General features: G+C 60.2%; 18 protein-coding genes and 1 rRNA gene. All 19 read right to left on the reverse strand.

Annotation, left to right across the window (positions count from 1 at the left end):
- Positions 1–16: 16 nt before the first annotated feature.
- Positions 17–2,503, reverse strand: coding sequence for a bifunctional cytidylate kinase/GTPase Der (gene der, locus CS919_RS07250; protein WP_099298801.1), 2,487 nt, complete (start codon positions 2,501–2,503; stop codon positions 17–19).
- A 54-nt stretch (positions 2,504–2,557) separates the two neighbouring features.
- Positions 2,558–3,430 (reverse strand): pseudouridine synthase, encoded by an 873-nt coding sequence (locus tag CS919_RS07255; RefSeq protein ID WP_099298802.1) that lies wholly within the window; start codon positions 3,428–3,430, stop codon positions 2,558–2,560.
- Positions 3,431–3,497: 67 nt separating this feature from the next.
- On the reverse strand, positions 3,498–4,058 hold the full coding sequence (scpB, locus tag CS919_RS07260; RefSeq protein ID WP_099298803.1) for an SMC-Scp complex subunit ScpB: 561 nt from the start codon (positions 4,056–4,058) through the stop codon (positions 3,498–3,500).
- A 78-nt stretch (positions 4,059–4,136) separates the two neighbouring features.
- A complete protein-coding gene (locus CS919_RS07265) occupies positions 4,137–4,952 on the reverse strand; it encodes a segregation and condensation protein A (RefSeq protein ID WP_099298804.1) in 816 nt (271 codons plus the stop codon).
- 33 nt (positions 4,953–4,985) lie between these two features.
- Positions 4,986–5,825 carry a ParA family protein gene (locus CS919_RS07270; protein WP_194187466.1) on the reverse strand — a complete coding sequence of 280 codons (840 nt, stop codon included), beginning with the start codon at positions 5,823–5,825 and terminating at the stop codon, positions 4,986–4,988.
- Between the two features lie 214 nt (positions 5,826–6,039).
- Entirely contained in the window at positions 6,040–6,957 is a 918-nt protein-coding gene (locus tag CS919_RS07275; RefSeq protein WP_099298806.1) for a site-specific tyrosine recombinase XerD, read from the reverse strand.
- Complete coding sequence (locus CS919_RS07280; RefSeq protein WP_099298807.1) at positions 6,958–7,638, reverse strand: NUDIX domain-containing protein; 681 nt, start codon at positions 7,636–7,638, stop codon at positions 6,958–6,960. It lies immediately after the preceding gene.
- A 6-nt stretch (positions 7,639–7,644) separates the two neighbouring features.
- Entirely contained in the window at positions 7,645–9,300 is a 1,656-nt protein-coding gene (pyrG, locus tag CS919_RS07285; RefSeq protein WP_099298808.1) for a CTP synthase, read from the reverse strand.
- 94 nt (positions 9,301–9,394) lie between these two features.
- A complete protein-coding gene (locus CS919_RS07290) occupies positions 9,395–10,300 on the reverse strand; it encodes a copper transporter (protein ID WP_099298809.1) in 906 nt (301 codons plus the stop codon).
- Between the two features lie 7 nt (positions 10,301–10,307).
- Positions 10,308–11,489 carry a putative cytokinetic ring protein SteA gene (gene steA / locus CS919_RS07295; RefSeq protein ID WP_099298810.1) on the reverse strand — a complete coding sequence of 394 codons (1,182 nt, stop codon included), beginning with the start codon at positions 11,487–11,489 and terminating at the stop codon, positions 10,308–10,310.
- A 114-nt stretch (positions 11,490–11,603) separates the two neighbouring features.
- The gene (locus CS919_RS07300) at positions 11,604–13,361 is read right to left on the reverse strand and encodes a dermokine domain-containing protein (RefSeq protein ID WP_143341767.1); all 1,758 of its coding nucleotides are present in this window, start codon (positions 13,359–13,361) and stop codon (positions 11,604–11,606) included.
- On the reverse strand, positions 13,358–14,116 hold the full coding sequence (locus CS919_RS07305) for a hypothetical protein (protein ID WP_099298812.1): 759 nt from the start codon (positions 14,114–14,116) through the stop codon (positions 13,358–13,360). Before CS919_RS07305 ends, CS919_RS07300 begins: the two co-directional genes overlap by 4 nt.
- Positions 14,117–14,410: 294 nt before the next feature.
- The gene (gene recN, locus CS919_RS07310) at positions 14,411–16,084 is read right to left on the reverse strand and encodes a DNA repair protein RecN (protein WP_099298813.1); all 1,674 of its coding nucleotides are present in this window, start codon (positions 16,082–16,084) and stop codon (positions 14,411–14,413) included.
- A 1-nt stretch (position 16,085) separates the two neighbouring features.
- Positions 16,086–16,997 (reverse strand): NAD kinase, encoded by a 912-nt coding sequence (locus CS919_RS07315; protein ID WP_099298814.1) that lies wholly within the window; start codon positions 16,995–16,997, stop codon positions 16,086–16,088.
- Positions 16,994–17,827, reverse strand: coding sequence for a TlyA family RNA methyltransferase (locus CS919_RS07320; RefSeq protein WP_099298815.1), 834 nt, complete (start codon positions 17,825–17,827; stop codon positions 16,994–16,996). Before CS919_RS07320 ends, CS919_RS07315 begins: the two co-directional genes overlap by 4 nt.
- 2 nt (positions 17,828–17,829) lie before the next feature.
- On the reverse strand, positions 17,830–18,030 hold the full coding sequence (locus tag CS919_RS07325) for a hypothetical protein (protein WP_099298816.1): 201 nt from the start codon (positions 18,028–18,030) through the stop codon (positions 17,830–17,832).
- A complete protein-coding gene (locus CS919_RS07330; RefSeq protein WP_099298817.1) occupies positions 18,031–19,038 on the reverse strand; it encodes an HAD hydrolase-like protein in 1,008 nt (335 codons plus the stop codon). It lies immediately after the preceding gene.
- A gap of 5 nt (positions 19,039–19,043) precedes the next feature.
- Entirely contained in the window at positions 19,044–20,504 is a 1,461-nt protein-coding gene (locus CS919_RS07335; RefSeq protein WP_143341768.1) for a tetratricopeptide repeat protein, read from the reverse strand.
- A gap of 223 nt (positions 20,505–20,727) precedes the next feature.
- A 5S ribosomal RNA gene (rrf, locus tag CS919_RS07340) occupies positions 20,728–20,844 on the reverse strand.

Consider the following 20,844-nt stretch of genomic DNA (forward strand, 5'->3'; position numbering starts at 1 on the left):
CCTGGAGGTTCTTTCGCTACTTCTTCCGTCCCCGCTTCTCACGCACGCGCACAGCGATGCGCACTGGCGAGCCCTGGAAACCGAAGGTCTCGCGGAACTTACGCTCCAAGAAGCGACGGTAACCGTGCTCCAAGAATCCCGTGGTGAACAAGACGATCACCGGAGGCTTGGTCGAGGCTTGCGTCGCAAAAAGAACGCGAGGGAGACGACCACCGCGCATAGGAGGTGGGGTCTCGGCGATCACGGCACGCAGCCAGTTGTTCAACTGACCAGTGGAAACGCGCTGATCCCAGCTCTCAAGAGCTTCAATCATGGCGGGCTCCAAGCGCTGCAGCGCACGTCCGGTCTTGGCGGAGATATTGACGCGACGAGCCCACGGAACGTGTGCCAGCTGCAGCTCAATCTCGCGCTCCAGCAGATCGCGCCGATCCTCATCCACCAGGTCCCACTTGTTGTAGGCCACCACGAGAGCGCGTCCGGAATCCAGAATCATGCGCAACACGCGCTGATCCTGCTCCGCGATCGGCTCGGAGGCGTCCACCAGGAACACCACCACCTCGGCGGAATCGATGGCCGAACGGGTGCGCAGAGATGCGTAGAACTCGTGACCTCGGGCGGTCTTCGTCTTCTTGCGGATACCGGCGGTATCCACGAAGCGCCAGGTCTGCTCGTCCAAATCCACGATAGAGTCCACGGGATCCACGGTGGTACCAGCCACGTTGTCCACCACGGAGCGCTCTTCGCCGGTCATCTTGTTCAGCAGCGAAGACTTGCCCACGTTCGGTCGACCCACCAGCGCCACGCGGCGCGGACCGGCGACGATAGACGTCTCGCGTGGCACGTCCGGGAAGTCCTCGAGGACCTGGTCCATGACGTCCGCGGCACCGCGACCGTGCTGAGCAGAAACCGGGAAAGGATTGCCCAGACCCAGGGACCAGAAATCAGCCATGTCCGCGTACTGGCTATCGGAATCAAACTTGTTGGCCACCAGGATCACGGGCACGGAGGATCGCAGCAGCTTGCGGGCGATAATCTCGTCCGTCGCGGTGATACCCACCTTGGTGTCCACCACGAAAACGATCACGTCTGCGGTGGCCATGGCGGTTTCCGCCTGGCGAGCAATAGCGCCGTGAATGCCCTTAGCATCTGGGTCCCAGCCGCCGGTGTCCTGCACCCAGAAGCGGCGACCGGTCCACTCGCCGAGGTAGGAAATGCGGTCGCGCGTCACGCCGGGGAAATCCTCCACCACAGCTTCACGGCGGCCAATAAAGCGGTTGACCAGCGTGGACTTACCCACGTTGGGGCGACCGACGATGGCCACCGTGCACAGCGCTTCCTTCTCCACCTCGTCGGTGCCGAGCACGCCGAAGGCTTCTTCCACCGCATCCCAGTCCGTGTTCTCGCTATCGCTAGCGAGCAGGTCGAAGGAATCGGAATCGTCGACGTAGTAGGAATCCTCGGCGAGGTCTGCTTCGCCGAACTCGCTGTCGTCAAAGTCCTCTTCGTCGAAATCGGTATTTACCTCATCCAACTCAGTTTCGGACTCATCCATCGCGGCCTCGGACTCGTCGACCACATCAATGTCATCGCTGACCTCGGAGATGTCCTCGCGCACGACCTTGCCGTCCGCTCCAACCACCGCGCCGCCGGTAGTGCGGAACACCAGCTCGTCGAGGTCGTCATCAGCTGTGTTGTCGCCGTCGTGGCCGTTTACGTCCTGCTCGTCGACGTCCTGGTCCAGCGTCAGGTCTGCCGGGTTGTCTTCCGACGCCAACGCGAGCTCCGCGAACTTCTCCAGTACTTCCTCGATGCTCATGTCGCCGGTATCCAGCACCACGGCATCATCAGCGGGCTTTAAAGGTGAAACTGCACGGGAAGAATCAGCGTCGTCACGGCGCTGCACATCGGCAAGCACGGCATCGAAATCCGCATCACGGCCGGCCGCGATGTCCTGTTCATAGCGTCGCTGCGCACGGACCTCTGCGGCAGCGGTCATGAAAATCTTCACGGGTGCGTTGGGCAGCACCACGGTACCGATATCGCGGCCCTCGACCACGCAACGGCCCGCGTCCAGCGCCATCGCGCGCTGCAGGTTCACCAGGTTTTCGCGGACTTCTGGAATCGCGGAAATCGCGGAGACGTGGCGCGTGACTTCTGCTCCGCGAATCTCGGCGGAGACATCCTCGCCGTTCAGCAGAACTTCGGTGGAGTCTGGGTCTTCGTTGACCTGCATAGGTAGCGTGGCGGTGGCGTCGACAATACGAGAAACCGAACCCGCATCCGCAGGATCGAAGGACTCCATGTCGATTCCTTGGCGCAGCACGTGCAGCGTGGCCACGCGATACATCGCGCCGGTATCCAAGTACTTGGCGCCCGCGGCCTGCGCGATGCGGCGGCAGACCGTGGACTTTCCGGTGCCCGAGGGGCCGTCGACTGCGAGGATGAATCCGCCCTCGACGAGGTTGTCGACCGTGGTGAGGTAGGTGAGGTTGCTCTCGCTCATATCCCTATTCAATGCCTTTCTAAAATGAAGCGTTATGGCGTGATCAGGGGTGCTTTACAGCCCCACGGCCTTGTACAAACTTGCCAGCTCAGAGCGGTTCAGCGCGCGGACGGTGCCCGGCTTCTGCTCGCCCAGCTGAACGGTGTGGATCTTGGTGCGAACCAGCGCGGTGACCGGGTAGCCGAGCTCCTTGAGCATGCGGCGCACGATGTGCTTGCGGCCCTCGTGCAGCTCGATTTTTAGCAAAGACTTGCCCTGCCAGACGTCTACGATCTGCACGTTATCGGCGCGGGCGATGCCATCATCCAGGTCCACGCCGTCTTTAAGTTCCTTGATGATGTTTCGGTTGACTTCGCCCAGCACGGTGGCCATGTACGTCTTGGAGATGCCGTACTTGGGGTGCATCAGGCGGTTGGCCAGCTCACCATCGTTGGTCAGGAACAGCAGACCTTCGGTTTCGGCATCCAAACGGCCGACGTGGAACAGGCCCTGGCCCTGCTTGAAACGGACGTCGATGAGCTCGCCCACGGAAGGGCGGCCCAGCTCGTCGTGCATGGTGGAGTGCACGCCGCGGGGCTTGTTGAGGATGAAGTAGACCATTTCCTCGTTGACCTGCACGCGGGTGCCGTCCACGCGGACGATATCCACATTCGGGTTGATGCGCAGTCCCATTTGCTGGACCACTTCACCATTGACCTCTACGCGGCCTGCGGCGATGAGCTTCTCGCTCATACGGCGGCTGGCCACACCTGCGGCGGCGAGCACCTTCTGAAGGCGGATTTTTTCTTTGGGTGAGGAATCGGAAGCCTTGGCCAATTCACTCTCTGTGACATGCTGACGTTTCGCCGGCTTAGCCTTGGAGAGATAGATGTCCGTATCTTTAGGCTTCTGTTCCGGTGTGCCGTCTCGGCGAGCGGGGTCGTTCATTGTATGAATTCCTCACGTAGGAATGATTATTACAGCTGGCAGTCTATCAGGGATTTTGCTGTTTCAATTAGTCGTCAATGTCGTCGACATCAGGCAACAGCGGGGCCAGGTCTGGAAGTTGTTCCAGCGAATCCAACCCCAGCTGTTCCAGGAACAGATCCGTGGTGGAGTACAAGTGCGCGCCGCCGGTCTCCCCTGTCTCCGCGATTAGCCCGCGCAGGGACAGCGTGCGGATGACTCCATCGCAGTTCACGCCGCGCACGCTGGCCACTTGGGCACGGGTGCATGGCTGGCGGTAGGCAATCACCGCGAGGGTCTCCAGCGCCGCGCGGGACAGGCGCTGCTGAGTACCGTCCAACAACTTGGCTTCCACCACGTCAGAGTTAGCTCGGCGTGTGTATAGCCGCCAAACATCGTCTTGTTCTCGCAGTTCAAAGCCGGATCCGCGTTGATCATATTCGTCGGCAATGGCCTGCAGTTCTGCCCGCACGTGTTCCGCAGAGACGGCCTCGTTGTCACCGAGGGAATCCAGCACGTGAGCGAGATCCGCGGCCGGAATCGGCTCGTCTGAGACCAGCAATAGGGATTCAATGCGGCTGCGCAGCAGGCTGACGGGCGAGAGATCCATGGCGGCCTTCCTGTAGAGATCGTGACTTGTTGTAGCTCGGGGTTAGAGGGGTTATTGAAGCCTGATGTTTTGTGCAGCCTAGTTCCAGTTGGCGGACGCGACCACCGCTGGATCCACGTCCAGCCCGGTCCAGGCAATGGACATATCTTCCAGCGGTTCCGGCTGCTCGATACCGATCGCCCGCGCCTTGTAGAGCTCCAGCAGGGCAAGGAAGCGCCCGATGACGGTCATCGAGATCTCGCAGTCCGCAATCAGCGCTTGGAAGTTCACCCAGTGATCCGCGCCGGCAACCTTCAGGGTGTTGAGGATGTGCCCGGCCTGTTCCGGCACGGATACCGCCACGGTGTGGATGTGCCCGGTGTCCACGCCGCTGGGTCGCGGGCGGAATACCGCAGCTGCCAGCTCGGCGAAGCTCTCCGGGGTGTGCCCCAGCGTGACCGGTGGCAGCAGCGTGGCATGGTGTTCTTCCATCGAAAGCTGCACCGGGAATCTCCGGGCCGCGTCACGCTGCCATTGCGCGAAGATGTCCGCCACTCCCTTGTACGTCTTGTACTGCAGCAGCTTGGCAAACAGCAGGTCGCGAGATTCCAGCAGCGCCAGGTCTTCTTCGTCCTCCACCTCTCCTCGCGGCACCAGGCGTGCTGCCTTGAGGTCCAAGAGGGTCGACGCCACCACGAGGAACTCTGTCACCTCGTCCAAATCGTCTGCGGAGTGTGACAGGCCCTTGGTGTAGGCGATGAACTCATCCGTGACCGTGGCCAGCGCGATCTCCGTGATGTCCATCTTCCGGGAGTGAATGAGCTGGAGCAGCAGGTCAAAGGGACCATCAAAATTAGCCAGAGCGACCCGGAATCCGGGGAGCTCTGGCTGCTCGGCTGTCTGCTGTTCTGTCATGTTCTCCTACGCGTGGCGCTTGCAGCTAGCGCTCTAGGGCAGCTTGGCGATGCGCTCGATGACTTCTTTGGCCAGGTTGCGGTATTGCTCGGCACCCTGGGAAGTCGGCGCCCACGAGTTAATTGGTTCGCCAGCCACGGAAGTCTCTGGGAAGCGGACGGTCCGGGTGATCACGGAATCGAAGACCTTGTCCTCGAAGGCCTCCACGAGCCGCTCCATCACTTCGCGGGCATGCAGCGTGCGGCGGTCAAACATGGTGACCAGAATGCCCAGCGTCTCCAGACGGAAATTCAGGCGGTCGCGGACCTTTTCCACCGTGTCCATCAGCAGAGCCAGTCCGCGCAGGGAGAAGTATTCCGATTCCACGGGGATGATCACGGAGTCCGAACAGCTCAGGGCGTTGACGGCTAGCAGGCCCAAGGAGGGCTGGCAGTCGATGATGATGATGTCGTAATCCTTCATCACCGGGCGCAGCGCGCGAGCCAGAGCCTGTTCGCGCCCCACCTCGTTCACCAGCTGGATCTCGGCTGCAGACAAGTCAATGTTCGCAGGAACCACATCCAGGTTCTGCACGGGCGAGGAGTGCAGAGCATCGAAGATGGAGTTGCGACTATCCACCAATAGGTCGTAGATGGTCACGTCCAGCTCATCATGATTGATGCCCAAGCCAGCGGACAGTGCGCCCTGCGGATCCAAATCCACCAGCAACACCTTGCGACCGAACTCTGCCAGTGAGGCACCCAGGTTGATCGACGAAGTGGTTTTGCCCACGCCACCCTTCTGGTTGCACATGGAGATGATGGTGGCCGGTCCGTGGGAGTCCAAGGGCTGCGGATCTGGCATTTCACGCAGTGGCCGACCAGTGAGTCCCATTCGCTGCTCGGGCTCACTAAACAGCGCGTCATTAGTGGACACTGTCAAGCCCTTTCCCTTGATCTCAATACTGTACTTGCAGGTGGTGGTTACACCTGCGTCCGAAGTGTGCATGCACAGCACGTCGGAGACTAAATTACACGTTCCAGATTAGCAGGCGGCGGGAACGCGAAACACTCAACGCACAACTTGCCAGCGCACTCACGCCAGACTGTCAGGTTCGCGGATGGCTGGTGGCCCAAATCTCGCGCAGATGCTGCGGGGACACCTTGGTATAGATCTGCGTGGTGGCCACACTCGCATGCCCTAGCAATTCCTGGACAACGCGCACGTCAGCGCCACCTTCCAGCAAGTGCGTGGCAAAGCTGTGGCGCAACGTGTGCGGGGATACCGGTCCTACGCCTGCCCTCTCGGCGGCCTCAGAGACCACCTTGAAACCACTTTGCCGCCCCATTCGCGCCCCGGATCGGTTAAGGAATAAGGCTGGACTCCCCCTTTTGTTCAGTGCTTCTCGCCCGCGCACCTGATACTGTTCGAGCGCCCGCAGTGCCGGCGTGCCCAGCGGAACGATCCGCTCCTTGCCGCCCTTGCCCCGCACCAGCACCCATTGGTTTTCCGCGTCCCAGTCATCCACGTCCAAGTCCAACAACTCGGTGATCCGAGCTCCGGTGGAGTACAGCATCTCCACCAGCGCACGGTCTCGTAGCTGCAGAGGTCCGGCGCCGTCGCCGTTGGGGCAGGCGTCGATCAAACTAACCACATCATCCACACTCATGGCCTTGGGGATGCTGGTACCACGGGCGGGAGCGGGGACGCTGGCGGCCACGTCGATGGGCAGCGCGCGCTCCTGGAACCCGAAGCTGTGCAGTCCGCGAACGCTGGCGAGCATGCGAGCGGTGGAACTGGCGGCCAACCCCAACTCGCCGCGGACGTAGACCAGGTAGTTCTCGATGTCCGTGGCGGTGACGTCACCGAGGTCCTTGTCCCCCAGCCACGTCACGTATTTCCCGACGTCACGCTTGTAACTGCTCAACGTATGCGGCGAAAGATCCCGCTCAGTTCTCAAGTGGCGGATCCATCGCTGAACCAACTTCTGGTTCTGCTCGTTGCCCGTGCTTTCGGCCGCCGCCACTTAGCGCACCGGTTTCATATCTTCGCCTGGCGCCACCTTGGGTGCGCGGCGGGATCCCAATGCGGAGCTAAAAGCGAACTCTTCCTCGATGCTTCGCTCCGTGCCGGCGGCTAGGTGCAGGATCGCGGCCACGGCGATGGCGTTATCCACGGTGCCGTCCTGTACCCATGCCAGTGCCTGGCTCAGGGGAATCCACTGGTGTTGCATGTCCGCCTCTTCGTCGGCAGCCTCGGGAATATCGAAATCGCTGAGGTCCTCGTGAATGTGCTGAGCCTTGAAGATGCGGCACATTTCCTCGGAAAAGCCCGGCGAGGAGATCACATCCCCCAACAGCGACCACTTTCGTGCCGCTACGGCTCCTTCTTCGGCGAGTTCGCGCTGAGCGGCAGTCAACGGGTCTTCACGAGCCATGTCCAGCAAACCTGCTGGGATCTCCCATAGGTAGCGACCCACCGCGTGACGGTACTGACGCACCATCAGCAAGTGATCATCCTTGAGTGCTGCGATGGCCACCGACCCGAAATGCTCCACCACATCCCGCTTCGCCTCGCCTGTGCTGGTCTCAATGGTGTCCTGACGCACCGCGAAGATGGGTCCGTCGAAGATCACCTCGGAGTTCTTTACTGTGTAATCCAGATCCTGCTGATCATCGGTGGAGTGTGCATGCGAATCGTGGCTCATGATTGACTACTTCTGATCCAGCGCGGCGTCGATAAGTCCCTGGAACAGCGGATGCGGGCGGGTCGGACGAGACTTGTACTCCGGGTGCGCCTGGGTGGCAACGAAGAATGGATGGGTCTCCTTGGGGTATTCCACGAACTCCACCAGCAGACCCTCCGGCGAGGTGCCACTGAACTGCAGGCCAGAGCCTTCAGTGATGGCCTCGCGGTACTTATTGTTCACCTCGTAGCGGTGGCGGTGGCGCTCGGAAACGTCGGCGCTTCCGTAGAGCTCCTTGACCAGAGAACCTTCGGCGAGCTTTGCTGGATAGGCGCCCAGACGCATCGTGCCACCGAGGTCAGCCTCGCCGGCAACTGCGGCCTTTTGCTCCTCCATCGTGGAGATCACCGGGATAGCCGCGTCTGGCTCGAATTCCGTGGAGGTAGCTTCGGTGAGCCCGGCCAGGCGCGCGGCGTCGATAACAACACACTGCAACCCCATGCAGATGCCCAGCAGAGGAAGCTTGTTCTCGCGGGCGTACTCGATGGCGCCGATCTTTCCCTCCACGCCGCGGTTGCCGAAGCCGCCGGGGATGATCACACCATCCATCTCGCCGAGCACCTTCGCGGCGCCCTCGGGGGTTTCGCAATCGTCGGCGGAAACCCATTCCACGTGTGCCTTGATGTTGCGGGCGAAACCTCCGGCGCGCACGGCCTCGGCGACAGACAGGTAGGCATCCGGCAAGTCTATGTACTTACCGACGATGCCAATGCGCACCTCACCCTCGGGATTGTGCACGGACTCCAGCAGGCGACCCCACGTGGTCCAATCCACATCGCGGAACGGCAGGTTCAGGCGGCGAATAACGTACGTATCCAGATGCTGGGCGTACAGGACCTTCGGGATGTCGTAGATGGACGGCGCATCTGGGCAGGCGATGACGGCTTCTTCGTCCACATCGCACATGCGCGCGATCTTGTCCTTCATGGACTGCGGAACGTCGCGATCTGCGCGCAGAACCAGTGCGTCCGGCACAATGCCGATGCTGCGCAGGGCGGCCACGGAGTGCTGGGTGGGCTTGGTCTTCAACTCGCCCGACGGTGCCAGGTATGGAACCAGGGAGACGTGAATAAACAGCACGCTATCGCGACCAACGTGCTGACGGACCTGACGCGCGGCCTCCATGAACGGCTGGGATTCGATATCGCCCACGGTGCCGCCGATTTCGGAGATCACCACGTCTGGCACGATGCCATCTCGGTCCGGGCGAGCCATGGCCAGCACGGAGTCCTTGATCTCATCGGTGATGTGCGGGATGACCTGCACGGTCTTGCCCAAGTACTCGCCGCGGCGCTCCTTGGCGATCACGTTGGAGTAGACCTTGCCCGTGGTCACATTGCCCTGGGCGGACAGGTCGCGGTCCAGGAAGCGCTCGTAATGTCCCAGGTCCAGGTCAGTTTCCGCACCGTCTTCGGTGACGAATACCTCGCCGTGCTCGAACGGGTTCATGGTGCCCGGATCAACGTTGAGGTACGGATCCAACTTCTGCATGGTAACGCGGAGTCCGCGGGCGCTCAGCAGCTGCCCCAAGCTGGCCGCCGTCAGTCCCTTACCCAGGGAGGACGCTACACCGCCCGTCACGAAAATGAATTTTGTGTCTTGCTGTGCACGGTTGCCGGTCACGCGGCGCTCCTCAATCAAGGGCGGGGCACGCAAATAAAAAAGCCCCGCAGGTGTTTACCTACGGAACCTCAGCTTAACACAGCATCAGGGCAAATTATTCGACGGTGGCCGCCGCCGCGTTGTTCGCTGCGCCGTAGTGGCCAGCCTCGCCCTCAGCCTGCTGCTTGAGCGCGCGCACCACGGTGATGCGACCAGCTTCGGTGTCCACGTTGTCCACGGTGGAGACCTCTTCGGTGTACTCGCGATTGTCGCGTACACGACCAACCGCGCCGCTATCTTCGGCGGACTTGCGTGGTGCCGCCAGCACGGCACCCTCGAAGTTCTCATCCAGCCCCATCACGAAATCAGCCAGGAAGCTCGTGGAGTAGTCTTCGCTTTCTTCCCCACCGATAACCAGGCCAAGGTCCGCTGCCCCGGGGGCTTCGCCTTCATAGGAGATCAGATCCGCCTGCTCCAGAGAACCAAGTGCGACGGCACGGTCAGAATCAGACGCTTCATCCTTAGTACTCAGCGCAGCACCCACCAGCTCACCGGCGTGCATACCCGGATTCAGGTTCTTCTCGCTGAGTTTAGCTCCTGCTGGAAGAGAATTGGCGGCGATGGACTTGGTCTCATCACCACTGTCTTGCTGCAGAATCTTGTCCGTCAGATTGACTACGCCGGTGACGTTCGCGCCCGCATCTTGTACCAGCTTGCGAGTGGAGTTGACGGTCTCAGAGTTGGCGTCAGGAGTAACAAAAAGGACCACGGACTGACCCTTCAGGTCACCACTCACCGCATCCTTGGCCACGCCGGACAAAACATCATTGGAGGCATCCACTTCGCCCTCGGCTGCCTCGCGAGAAGCCTTTTCCGCGTTCAATTCCTGCTGCACGGAGGCGCTGCTGCCACCCGGGCCACCCTCGACGTTAGGGGCGAGCGCGTAGAAGCCGAATGCGGTGCCCACAGCGATGCCGAGACCGAGACCGGCGATGACCTTTCCTGCTGATCCTTTAGACATTCTTCCCCTAACTCTTAAAGAGGTCTTGGATGCTCAACGCGAAGTTGTTCCAGGAGTTCACGAGGTTATCCATGAATCCGGAATCGCCGCTCAGGCCCACGATGAGGACGATCGCGAGGATCGCCAGGAGGATGCCGAGGATGGCCCAAAGCCAGCCGAAGCCGGTCTTGGAGACGCGGTAGAGCTCGGCCATCGCGGTGGAATCCACCAGCTTGGGGCCCACGCGCAAGCGCGAGAGCAGGGCGGATGAGGTGTTATCCCCTGCTGCATCGTTGAACAGGGTGTCCACGTCCATGGGCTCGCCGAGGTTCACCACCATGGATGCGCCGTGGTAGTGAGCCAGCAGCAGGGCTAGGTCCGTGGGGTTATCCGAGGCGGCGGGGAACGTCATGGCGCCCACGCCGAGATCTTGGATGCGGTCCAGGCCCTTCGCGTGACCATCGGGCTCGGCGGGTAGCACCACGACAGCGCCGGAGCGCAGGCCGTCGGAGGAGATTACTTCTGGATCGCCGACGATGATCTTCGGCTTGTGACCAGCGGCGATCAGCTCATCGGCGGCGGCATCCACGGCAATGATTACTGGGTCGTACTCCCGCAGGAAGTAGCGAAGGTCCTTGAGCTTGTCGCGCAGGCGTGGGTCCGGGGAGACCACGAGGACCTTGCGGTCATCCATGTCTACGTCGATCTCTGGGATGCCCAGCCCGTCGATCAACAGTGGCGCTTCGCTGCGAACGAACTCCGACATGTTTCCGGAGAGCGCTTCAACATGGTCGCCGAGCTGCTCGCGTGCGTCGTTAAAGCGGCTTGCGGCTACGTCCGCATCCAGGATTTCTCCGCCGCCGATGGAGCGGTCGCCGTAGTAGAGCTTGCCTTCATCAAGGCGGCCCTTCTTGCCGTTCTTGACCTTCTTGGCGGTGTCCAGGCCTGCGTTTTCCACGAGGAGGATGCCCTGGTCCAGCATGAGCTGCGGACCGAAGTTGGGCACCTTGCCGGTGGTGAACTGGTGGACGTTTACTACGGCGGAGACTTTGGAATCGATGAGTCGCTGCGCGTAGGCGCGGGAAATGTCAGGGGCATCGACGATTGCGATGTCACCTTCACTGAGCTTGGCCTTGTGGAACCCCTTCGGACCAGTCAGGTCGCGCGTGGCACCGTGGATACCGGGCAGGTCGGAGCGGGAGAAAATCATGCTCCTATTGTGGTACGTGTGTTACTGCTGTTGCGGAAGGCGCGCCGTGTTCATTGGGCGTTTTCCAAGTTTCTTGCCAGCCACTAACTATTTTCTGTGGCCTTGATGGCAGAACTAGCGAATAACTTCCTTCACCGTGCGATTCTTGGTTCCCAAGAATTGCCGCTTGAAGTACTCGTTAACGCCCGGGCTCCACTTCCCCTTGCCGAAGATCCCGGCAGCCGTCTTTGCATTCCGCGAGTTCGCTGCGCCCGCTCCTGCTTTCTTTCCATTCGGACCAGCACCTGGGCCCATCCCCATCATGGTGTTCTTGCCGTTGAAACCACCCGCCATGCCTTGCCCGCTTTTGCCTGTAGTGGAGCCTGTGGCCGTTGAGTTGGTGGATCCAGCATTGCCTCCGACACCGTTATTCTGGCTGTTCATTCCGCCGTTGATGGCCCCCACACCGTTCTTTCCAATCTGCGGCTGCCCACCCATCGCTCCGCGACTCTGATTCGTTCCCGATCCAGCGTGCGCACCTACATCGGATCCTGTGAGGCGCTGTGGCATTTTCGGCAGTACAGGTCCATTTCCTCCAGTGCGAGAGGTTCCGGGGTAGCCGTTGTTTAATTGTCCGACGCCACCTCTGACCGATTCGGCGCCTCCCACATTTCCTGAACGTGTCGCGTTATGTGACGCAGCTCCGGTACCGCCACGCATTCCGCTTGGATCCACTACAGTTGAATCTCCGGCAGGACTCACGGCGCCGGTTGGGCCTCCCGTGCCAGTCCCGAGATTTTGTGGTGCCACGTTTGTCGCATTCTGCGGGGCAAGTTGCGGCGCTGTGGTGTTCGCGCTGGCCGGAGACACAGTTGGATTCGGTTGAGGTACGCCATTGGCGGCGGCTTGAGCTCGTTCACCAAGACCTTGAGCATTAGCAGGCGACACTTCGAGAGCACCTCCTTGTGGAGTATGGATTTGCGCCACGCCAGAGCTTTGAGAAATGGTTGCTTCGTCTAGCGCTCCGCCACCGGTATGCCCCATTACTGGAATGCCAAGGTTCTGCACTGGCGGGCGGAGCAATTCCAAGGATGGCTGGAGTTGCGTAGAAGCAAACGTGGCGACGGCACTTTGTTCTGCCGCAATTCGTGCAGCTTGATCCGGAATGGCTGCCGTGGAGGCTTGGATTGCGTACAGCGCATTCAGGTTGGCAATACGTACCCCGGGAAATTCCATCATTGACTGTCCCATGAGTACAGCATTTGATCCGACGATGTTTCCTGTCTTAACCACGTCATCGATGGCACTTCGGGCCATGTCGAACGAGTAACCCTCTGCAGAAGCGGCAAGGCCAGAGGAGGCACTTTGCAGAGCAGTCATGGAGGCCACGAGACGCTGACCGGCTGCGCTCCAGTCCTGGGCTGCTTGAATCGGGGCAGAATCGTTGCCTTCAAACATGGCAATGAGCGCTGCCAATGGAGTAGCTGCTTCCACCACGCTGACCGGCTGGGTGTACATCAGATTGCTGATGGGCTTGAAGTCTCGGTTCGGCTGCCTAATCTTGAACATCGACCGATCGAATTCCACATAGGAATTCATCTGATCAAATGACCCTGCTGAGAGCTTGTCTTGCAGACTAAAGGCGGAAATGTGGCTCTCGAACATTTCTTGAAGCCATTCGATGTCCCTGCGTAGACCATCAACCACATGGCTAATAGCACCTGGCTGCCCACCGAAAAACGACAAATGCTGAGAAAAGGATGATTGAAGCGAAGGTGCGGTGACAAATGTCCCATTCACTGAACTAATTTGAATCAGTGTCTGAAGTGCAGATTGCCCCTCAACTATCTGTTTTTTAACCTGTGCCATCGACTGCAGATCAAACCGAATCATTGCTCCCCCTGAACAATTCCAATGTTATTTAATACCGAATATGCGATAAGAGTGTTCCTGCAATAGTCAGGAAGACTTTCGTCTCGACCTGAAATCTCGGCGTTCAGCACAAGTTCCTTAGACCCTCCGATGGGGATAAAAACGCCCAAACATTGAAGACCCGACGGAAAACTTGGCACTTCCCTTAGTACGGATTCTGCGTTGGCCCCAACTTTTTGCTCAAGTGGACTAAAGGGAATGGCTTCAAAGTCAGTTCGCTGAGCAATGTCAATGAAGCCAACTTCCGATGTATAACTACTTTGTCCAGTTACGAACCTGCACGTCTTGATGGAAGTAGAATCAACACCCTCGATTCTGCTAAACCCCAGCTCCCCCATCCGCTCCACAACCGAATCACTGCAGATATCCGGTTCCCCCACGAATGGAGCGGCTGCGTCCCCCTCTTCCAGCTGTCCCAGAACTACCGGATCCCCCACGTATTTCTGGGACAGCCACACATATCGTTCCCAAGGACCTGCCGGTTCAGTTTCAAACCAGAGGCCTTCATGACCTTCCGGCTGCAACATTCTCCCGTCGTTCCCCTTAGTCGGAGTCCCCACTTCCGACTCGCTCGAGCTTTCACTCGGCTCCCCTTCACGACGGGCTTGGTTGTCGATTTCTATCGCACCGCAGCTCGCTAGCGTCATCCCCATAACCACTGCCACGGCCATTTTCACCCCCGCCTTGGCCGTGTAGCCGCAGATGCGTCCCCTCATTGGTGACAACCTCTCCCCTGCATTTCCTTGAAAACTTCTCTCGTGGACTCGTGCCTCTTTCCAAGCAAGCCCGCGTCCAAGAAGTGATCTAATCAGATCAATCTGAGGGTCGCCACACGAAAACTGAACATTTTCTTAGTTTTTCTAAAATCCCACGTAGACCCACATACGCGCAGGTTAATGACAGTTTTGTAATCCCAAAACTGGTCTTTCTCAATAGTCACTGAGTTAACAAGTTTTGAGTTCAAGTCGAAACTCAGCGCAGACAAACATCAGCTCCCCAGCGCTCGAAATTTACATCCCTGCGCGAAATCCTTGCGCCATCTCCAGTAGCTCCTCCGCGTGTGCTCGACCCGTTTCAGACTCGAGTCCGGCGAGCATGCGGGACAATTCCTCCACGCGCTCCTCGTCGCTCAAACGCTTGACCTCGGAAGTAACCGAACTATCGGTGGCATTCTTCGCTACGTACGCGTGTGCATCGGCAAACGCAGCAACCTGCGGCAAGTGCGTCACCACAATCACCTGATTTTCCACCGCCAGCTGCGCCAAGCGTCGGCCAATTTCTACAGCGGCCTTACCGCCCACCCCGGCGTCGACCTCATCAAAAACCATGGTGCGGCCCTTGCCCGCCAAAATGACCTCCAAGGCCAACATCACGCGCGAAAGCTCACCACCAGATGCACTGGAACCAAGAGCATTGGCGTGCCCGCCCTGAACCAGCTGGAACTCCACCTCGTCCAGGCCGTGCGGTCCGGGCTCACCGTGGGTGATATCCACGCGGATCTCCGCGGACATGTGCAGGCCCTTAATCTCCTTGGTCACGGCCTTACCGAAGGCCTCCGCAACCTTCACACGCTTGGCGGAGAGCTTCTTAGCGACATCCAGCATCGCGGACTGGGCAGCCTCAGTCTTTGCCTTGAGCTCTTCGATCGCCTCACCGGAGACATCGATCTTGCTCAAGCGCTCCCTCGCCTCATCCCGCCACGCAATAGCGCCATCCACGTCTACCGCAAACTTCCGCAACTCACGCAGCTGCTGCTGGCGCTCCAGCATCCCCTCCAACTCGTCGGGATCCGGTACATCCGCGAGCGCCTGGCCCACCTCCATCGCCACGTCACTAAGAAGCGTAGAGATCTCCCCCAGCCGGTTGGCAAGCTTCTCCAGCTGCTCGTCATCACTGCGCAAAGCACTCTCAGCCCGCGCCACCATGTCCACGGCCGTCAACACATCGGGATCCACCTCACCGGCAGAACCGTCAATCGCAGCAAGCGCCTCGCCCATTTGCGCACGCAACTCATCGGCCGCTTGCAGGCGCTGGATCTGTATCTTCAGATCCTCATCCTCCCCCGGCTGCGGATCAATAGCATCAATGGTCTCCAGCGCCCGCTGCAAGGTTTCTGTCTCCAACGCGAGTTCGCGGCGCGCCTCCACCCTGCGCTTCAGATCCTTTGCCAACTGCTTGAACGCAGCACGCTTCTCGCGGTAGACGGCAACCAGTTCCCCCAAGTTGCCGTACTCGTCCACGGCAGCCAGTTGGCGGACAGGGTCGATCAGCCGCAGCTGGTCGTTTTGCCCGTGGATGGTGATCATGCCCGCAGCGAATTCTCCGAGCACCGCCGCGGCCACCGTCTTTCCCGCCAAGTGTGCTCGTGACCGCCCTGCAGCGGTCACCGTGCGGGAGGCGATCACTTCCCCGTCCTCTACAAAGCCGCCGACCTCTTCGATGAGGTCAGAGACTTTGGGGTGAGACGTGGCGTCGAAAGAAAAAATACCGTCTACCACGGCACGGTCGGCGCCGGCACGCACGCGCGAGGCATCGGCGCGGTGGCCGGAAAGCAGGCGCAGGGAGGAGACAACCATGGTCTTACCTGCACCGGTCTCGCCGGTGACTACGGTCAAGCCAGAATCGAACTCGGCGGTCGATTCCTCGATCACACCAAGATTACGGATGTGGAGTTCTTGCAGCATATTAGCGGCGCGGACCCCTCCAACCCGTGACAGGCAGGCGGAACTTGCTCACGAGGCGGTCAGTGAACGGCGCGGAATCCAGACGCACCCAGCGCACGGGCTGTGGGCCACGGCGGATCTCCACGCGGGCGCCCGGAGGCATGTGGATCTGGCGGAAGCCGTCCATCACGGCCGTCGCTGGCGAGGTCATCGGATTGGTTTCCACGGCAACAGAGGAGTTAGGAGAAACAACCAGCGGGCGGCTAAACAGAGCATGTGCATTGGAAGGAACCACAAGAATGGATTCCAGCTCCGGCCACAGCACGGGGCCACCTGCGGAAAACGCATAGGCCGTGGAGCCAGTCGGCGTGGATACCAGCACGCCATCGCAGCCGAAGGAGGACACCGGACGCTGGTCGATCTCCAGGATCGTATCCAGCACGCCCTGGCGGTTCAGGTTCTCCACCGAGCACTCGTTGAGCGCCCAACCGGTTCCCAGTACGCGGCCGTCGCCATCGCGCACGGTGATGGCCAATGTCATGCGGTCTTCCACGTGATAATCGCGGTCGATAACCCGATCAATGGCCTCTTCCAGCGAATCCTGCTCCCACTCGGCCAAAAAGCCGATGTGGCCCATGTTTACGCCCAGAACGGGCACGTCCGCGGAGTGTGCGATGTCTGCGGCACGCAGGAACGTACCATCGCCGCCCAGCACCAGCACCAGCTCCACTCCGGTGGCGGCTTCCCGCGTGTGACCATAGCGCTTGAAGCGCCCCAGGATCTCATGGCGAGCCACCGGCGCGGGATCGGCCGTAGCCATCACACGCACGTCAATCCCGCCTGCCTTCAGACGCGACGCCGCCTCTGCCGCCAACCCCAAGTTCTCATGGACACCGGTGTGCGCCACCAACAAAACCTCACGAGATTCCGTCATTGCGGGCCCTCCTTAATCGCCGTGTCCACCATCGCGTCCAGCTCGTCCATCGTCGGCATGCTTGCCCCTCCATCTTTCACCAGCCACAGGAAAAACTCGACATTCCCGCTAGGACCCGGCAGTGGAGAGGCAACCACACCCTTCGTTGATAAACCATACTTCATTGCCGCGACAGCGATGTTCCTGGTCACCTCCGCGCGCAATTGCGCACTGCGCACCACTCCACCGCTGCCCAGGCGGTCTTTACCCACCTCGAACTGCGGTTTCACCATTGGTAGCAAGTCTGCGCCCTCGCGCATGCACGCCGCAATTGCAGGCAAAACCAGCTCAATGGAGATAAAAGAAAGATCGCCGACCATCAGATCCGCGGTGTCTCCCAAGATCTCCGGGGTCAGCGTGCGCACGTTCGTCCGGTCGTGCACCACCACGCGGTCATCATTCTGCAGGCGCCAAATCAGCTGGCCGTAGCCCACGTCCACCGCATGCACCGCACGCGCACCGCGATCCAAGCAGACGTCCGTAAACCCGCCGGTCGAGGCCCCTGCATCCAGCACCACTTTGTCGTTGACGCTCACACCCATCGGCTCAAATGCCTCAAGCGCGCCCAGCAGTTTGTGCGCACCGCGCGAGGCCCACCGGTCGTCATCAGATTCGCTCACTTTGATGGAAACATTGCCGTCCACCCCGGTCGCAGGCTTATTCGCCGACATCCCGTTGACGGTCACACGCCCCGCCTTGATCATCTCCTGCGCGTGCTCCCGGCTGCGGGCGATCTTCCGCTTCACCAGCTCAGCGTCCAATCGCTGCAGCTTGGGACCTTTTTTCGCCATGCTTAGCCTCGCCCCAGCGCTTCATTGACGATGCGGTGGGCCTGCTCCAGCATCTCGACTTCCTCCGCGCCGTCCACGTCACGGGCCAGCAGTTCGTCGACCGCCGTGGCCAACTCTTCTTGTCGCTGTTGTGGGGTCTTGTTCTCGTCTTCTTGTCGACGCCGACTCTGATCCGCCAGCGCCCCCGGATTCATCCCGCTCATCTATCGCCACGCTCCGATAGCGCGCTGAGCCTCATCATCAGCGGCAACGATGTCAATGTCTGCAATATCCACGCCTCGATCCAGCTGTTCCCACACAAGTGGGGCGGCCACGGCAACAGCTTCGGCGGCCATGAGCGTGGCGTCGGAAGAAGACTCCCCAGAGGACACGGAAACAGTGACCTTCCCGGATCCGGCTCCCGCGGCGTCCACGTCTGTAGAAACCTCAGCTGACCAACCTTCCAGGTGGTCGCGCATGTTCGCTGCGATGAATGTAGGGCGATGCGGGGTGCTTAACAATTCGCGGTGCCCAGAGACTCCGGTGACGGTGCAAAGCGTGTCGTAACCGGCGGCGATACCACCGGCAATGTCCGTGTTGAGACGATCGCCCACCACGAGAGGGCGCTCGGAATTGAGCCGCTCGGCAGCCACCCGGAACATCTCAGCTCCGGGCTTGCCAGCACTCGAAGGCTGCACGCCAGTGGCGCTGACCACGGCAGCGACCATGGAACCATTGCCCACCATAAAGCCACGCTCGGTCGGCAGAGTGGTATCCAGGTTGGACGCAACGTAGGTAGCGCCGCGTTGAATCGCTAGGGCACCCTCTGACAAACGCGCCCAGTTGTTGTCCGGGCTGTGACCTTGAAGTACTACGTCTGGCTGGTCATCGGCAGAATCCACCACGGTGAATCCAGCCTCGCGTGCAAGATCTTTGAAGGATTCGGCGCCAATCACAAATGCCTTGGCATCGGTGGTCCCCAGCTGCTCTGCAGCCAGGGTACATGCTGCTTGGGCACTGGTCATGACTTGATCTGCAGTGGTTGGAAAACCAATCTCCGAAAGGTGATCCGCGACTGCCTGCGGCGAACGCGAGGCATTGTTGGTCACGTACATCACGCGACGTCCCTTTAGTCCTTCTGCAGCACCTTCCACGGGACGACCGCCTTCGAAGACGGTGCCGTCGAGGTCTACGAGGAGGGCATCGTAGCGATCAAGCAATGCTAACGCCATGGGTTTTACTCCGATTCTGAGGCGGATTCTCCGTTGAGGGCGGCAATTCGGTCCTCGATGTCCATCAGGCCTTCGGTATCCAGCTCAGCAGACTTCCGGAACCACTCGATAGCTTCATCGTCACGTCCCACAAGTTCGAGAGCATCTGCATAGGCATAGTACAGACGCAGTCGGTTGACCTCTGGCACATCCGGCAGCTCGAGAACGTCCTGGAGCGTGATCAGTGCGGCGTCCTTGTCATCCAAGTCATGATGCGCCCCAGCCACGACAATGGCGAGCTCAACTCGAGATTCTGGATCCAACTCTTCCACATCATGTTCACGACTGACCTCGAGGGCCTTCTCGGGGCGTCCCAGCCCACGCTCAGCGTCAGCCAGTACTGCGAGGAGGCCGGCACCGCCCGACATGCGGCGGGCCGCGCGAAGCTCAGAGATGGCCTCCTTCCACTCGCCTGCGTGGTAGGCAGCGATGCCGTTAGTTTCGCGGGCGACGGAAACGCGACCAGCACGGTCCTTTGCTGCTCGGGCGTGCTCCAGCGCCTTCTGCGGCTCTTCATCTAGGAGAACAGCAGTCATGATGAGATGCTTTGCCACCATGTCCGCGTTGTCCTTGGCTAGACTGCGCAGCTCCTGGCGTACCGATGGATCCAACTCCTTGGGATCGATGTCCGCCGGAACTGCTGGCTCATTGATCCGCTTGTTGATCCGCTCTTCGCGGTAGCCGGAACGCTGCGGTCCGGACTGCTGAGCCCGGTTGGCACCACCACGGTTTGCGTGCTGGAATCCACGGTCATCGCTACGGCGGTCATTACCGCGACGGTCGTCACGGTTGCCACCACGTCGGTCGTCCCGCTTGAAGTCACGGCCACCACCGCGACGATCATCCCTGTTGAAGTCGCGGCGACCACCGCGACGATCATTACGGCGATCATCATCGTTGAAACGACGGCCGCCACGGCGCTCGTCTCCGCCGCGTGCGCCACGATTGTCGCGGTTGTCTTCCCGTCCTCGGTAAGCACGATCATCATCGCGTCCGCGGTATCCTCGGCGGTCATCGCGACGATCAACATTGTTGAAGCGACGGCCTCCACCCCGACGGTCGTCACCACCGCGTGTGCCTCGATTGTCGCGGGCTTCGTCACGTCCCCGATTGCCACGACGGTCATCACGGTCGCCAAACGAGCGACGATCGCCATCTCGGTCATTGCGACCTTCAAAGCGTCGACCGCCGTCACGATTACCTCGGTAGGAACCGCTCCCCTGACGGTCGCCACGGGACCGGTCCCTGTCACGGCGGTCCCGGTCACCACCGCGGTAGCCGCCACGGAGGTCACCGTCCTTGCGTTGAGTTCCCCCACTTCGGCTGTTGAATCCGCGACCACCTGAATTGTTGGATCGCTGACCGAACGAACGACGATTCCCCTCGTTAGCGGATTCGTCCTTCGCGTCTTCGTTGTATTGAGACATGCAACAACCTTTCACTGTTTAGTTACTGCTTTGACCATTGTAGTAGTTGGTCAAGACATCAATGGACACGCAACCAGCAATGCTCGTTCCATGGCCGAAAATCACTGGAAAATCAGCATAAACACAAAAAGAGTGTGCGAGTACCTAGGTTGTCAACTGTCTCAAGGAATTACTTAACAGTTCACAACTTACGTACTCGCACACCCTATATTTAAATTTTTGATGCCGGCGGTGACCTACTCTCCCACACCCTCCCAGGTGCAGTACCATCGGCGCAGACAGGCTTAGCTTCCGGGTTCGGAAAGGGACCGGGCGTGACCCCGTCGCAAAAACCACCGAC

It is taken from the genome of Corynebacterium dentalis (assembly GCF_900232865.1).
GTDB classification, from domain to species: Bacteria; Actinomycetota; Actinomycetes; order Mycobacteriales; family Mycobacteriaceae; genus Corynebacterium; species Corynebacterium dentalis.

Excerpts from the sequence above, each read along its gene's own strand:
- der (WP_099298801.1), bottom strand. The coding sequence starts at position 2,503 with ATGAGCGAGAGCAACCTCACCTACCTCACCACGGTCGACAACCTCGTC.
- CS919_RS07255 (WP_099298802.1), bottom strand. The coding sequence starts at position 3,430 with ATGAACGACCCCGCTCGCCGAGACGGCACACCGGAACAGAAGCCTAAA.
- scpB (WP_099298803.1), bottom strand. The coding sequence starts at position 4,058 with ATGGATCTCTCGCCCGTCAGCCTGCTGCGCAGCCGCATTGAATCCCTA.
- CS919_RS07265 (WP_099298804.1), bottom strand. The coding sequence starts at position 4,952 with ATGACAGAACAGCAGACAGCCGAGCAGCCAGAGCTCCCCGGATTCCGG.
- CS919_RS07270 (WP_194187466.1), bottom strand. The coding sequence starts at position 5,825 with ATGGGACTCACTGGTCGGCCACTGCGTGAAATGCCAGATCCGCAGCCC.
- CS919_RS07280 (WP_099298807.1), bottom strand. The coding sequence starts at position 7,638 with ATGAGCCACGATTCGCATGCACACTCCACCGATGATCAGCAGGATCTG.
- CS919_RS07290 (WP_099298809.1), bottom strand. The coding sequence starts at position 10,300 with ATGTCTAAAGGATCAGCAGGAAAGGTCATCGCCGGTCTCGGTCTCGGC.
- steA (WP_099298810.1), bottom strand. The coding sequence starts at position 11,489 with ATGATTTTCTCCCGCTCCGACCTGCCCGGTATCCACGGTGCCACGCGC.
- CS919_RS07300 (WP_143341767.1), bottom strand. The coding sequence starts at position 13,361 with ATGATTCGGTTTGATCTGCAGTCGATGGCACAGGTTAAAAAACAGATA.
- CS919_RS07305 (WP_099298812.1), bottom strand. The coding sequence starts at position 14,116 with ATGAGGGGACGCATCTGCGGCTACACGGCCAAGGCGGGGGTGAAAATG.
- recN (WP_099298813.1), bottom strand. The coding sequence starts at position 16,084 with ATGCTGCAAGAACTCCACATCCGTAATCTTGGTGTGATCGAGGAATCG.
- CS919_RS07315 (WP_099298814.1), bottom strand. The coding sequence starts at position 16,997 with ATGACGGAATCTCGTGAGGTTTTGTTGGTGGCGCACACCGGTGTCCAT.
- CS919_RS07320 (WP_099298815.1), bottom strand. The coding sequence starts at position 17,827 with ATGGCGAAAAAAGGTCCCAAGCTGCAGCGATTGGACGCTGAGCTGGTG.
- CS919_RS07325 (WP_099298816.1), bottom strand. The coding sequence starts at position 18,030 with ATGAGCGGGATGAATCCGGGGGCGCTGGCGGATCAGAGTCGGCGTCGA.
- CS919_RS07330 (WP_099298817.1), bottom strand. The coding sequence starts at position 19,038 with ATGGCGTTAGCATTGCTTGATCGCTACGATGCCCTCCTCGTAGACCTC.
- CS919_RS07335 (WP_143341768.1), bottom strand. The coding sequence starts at position 20,504 with ATGTCTCAATACAACGAAGACGCGAAGGACGAATCCGCTAACGAGGGG.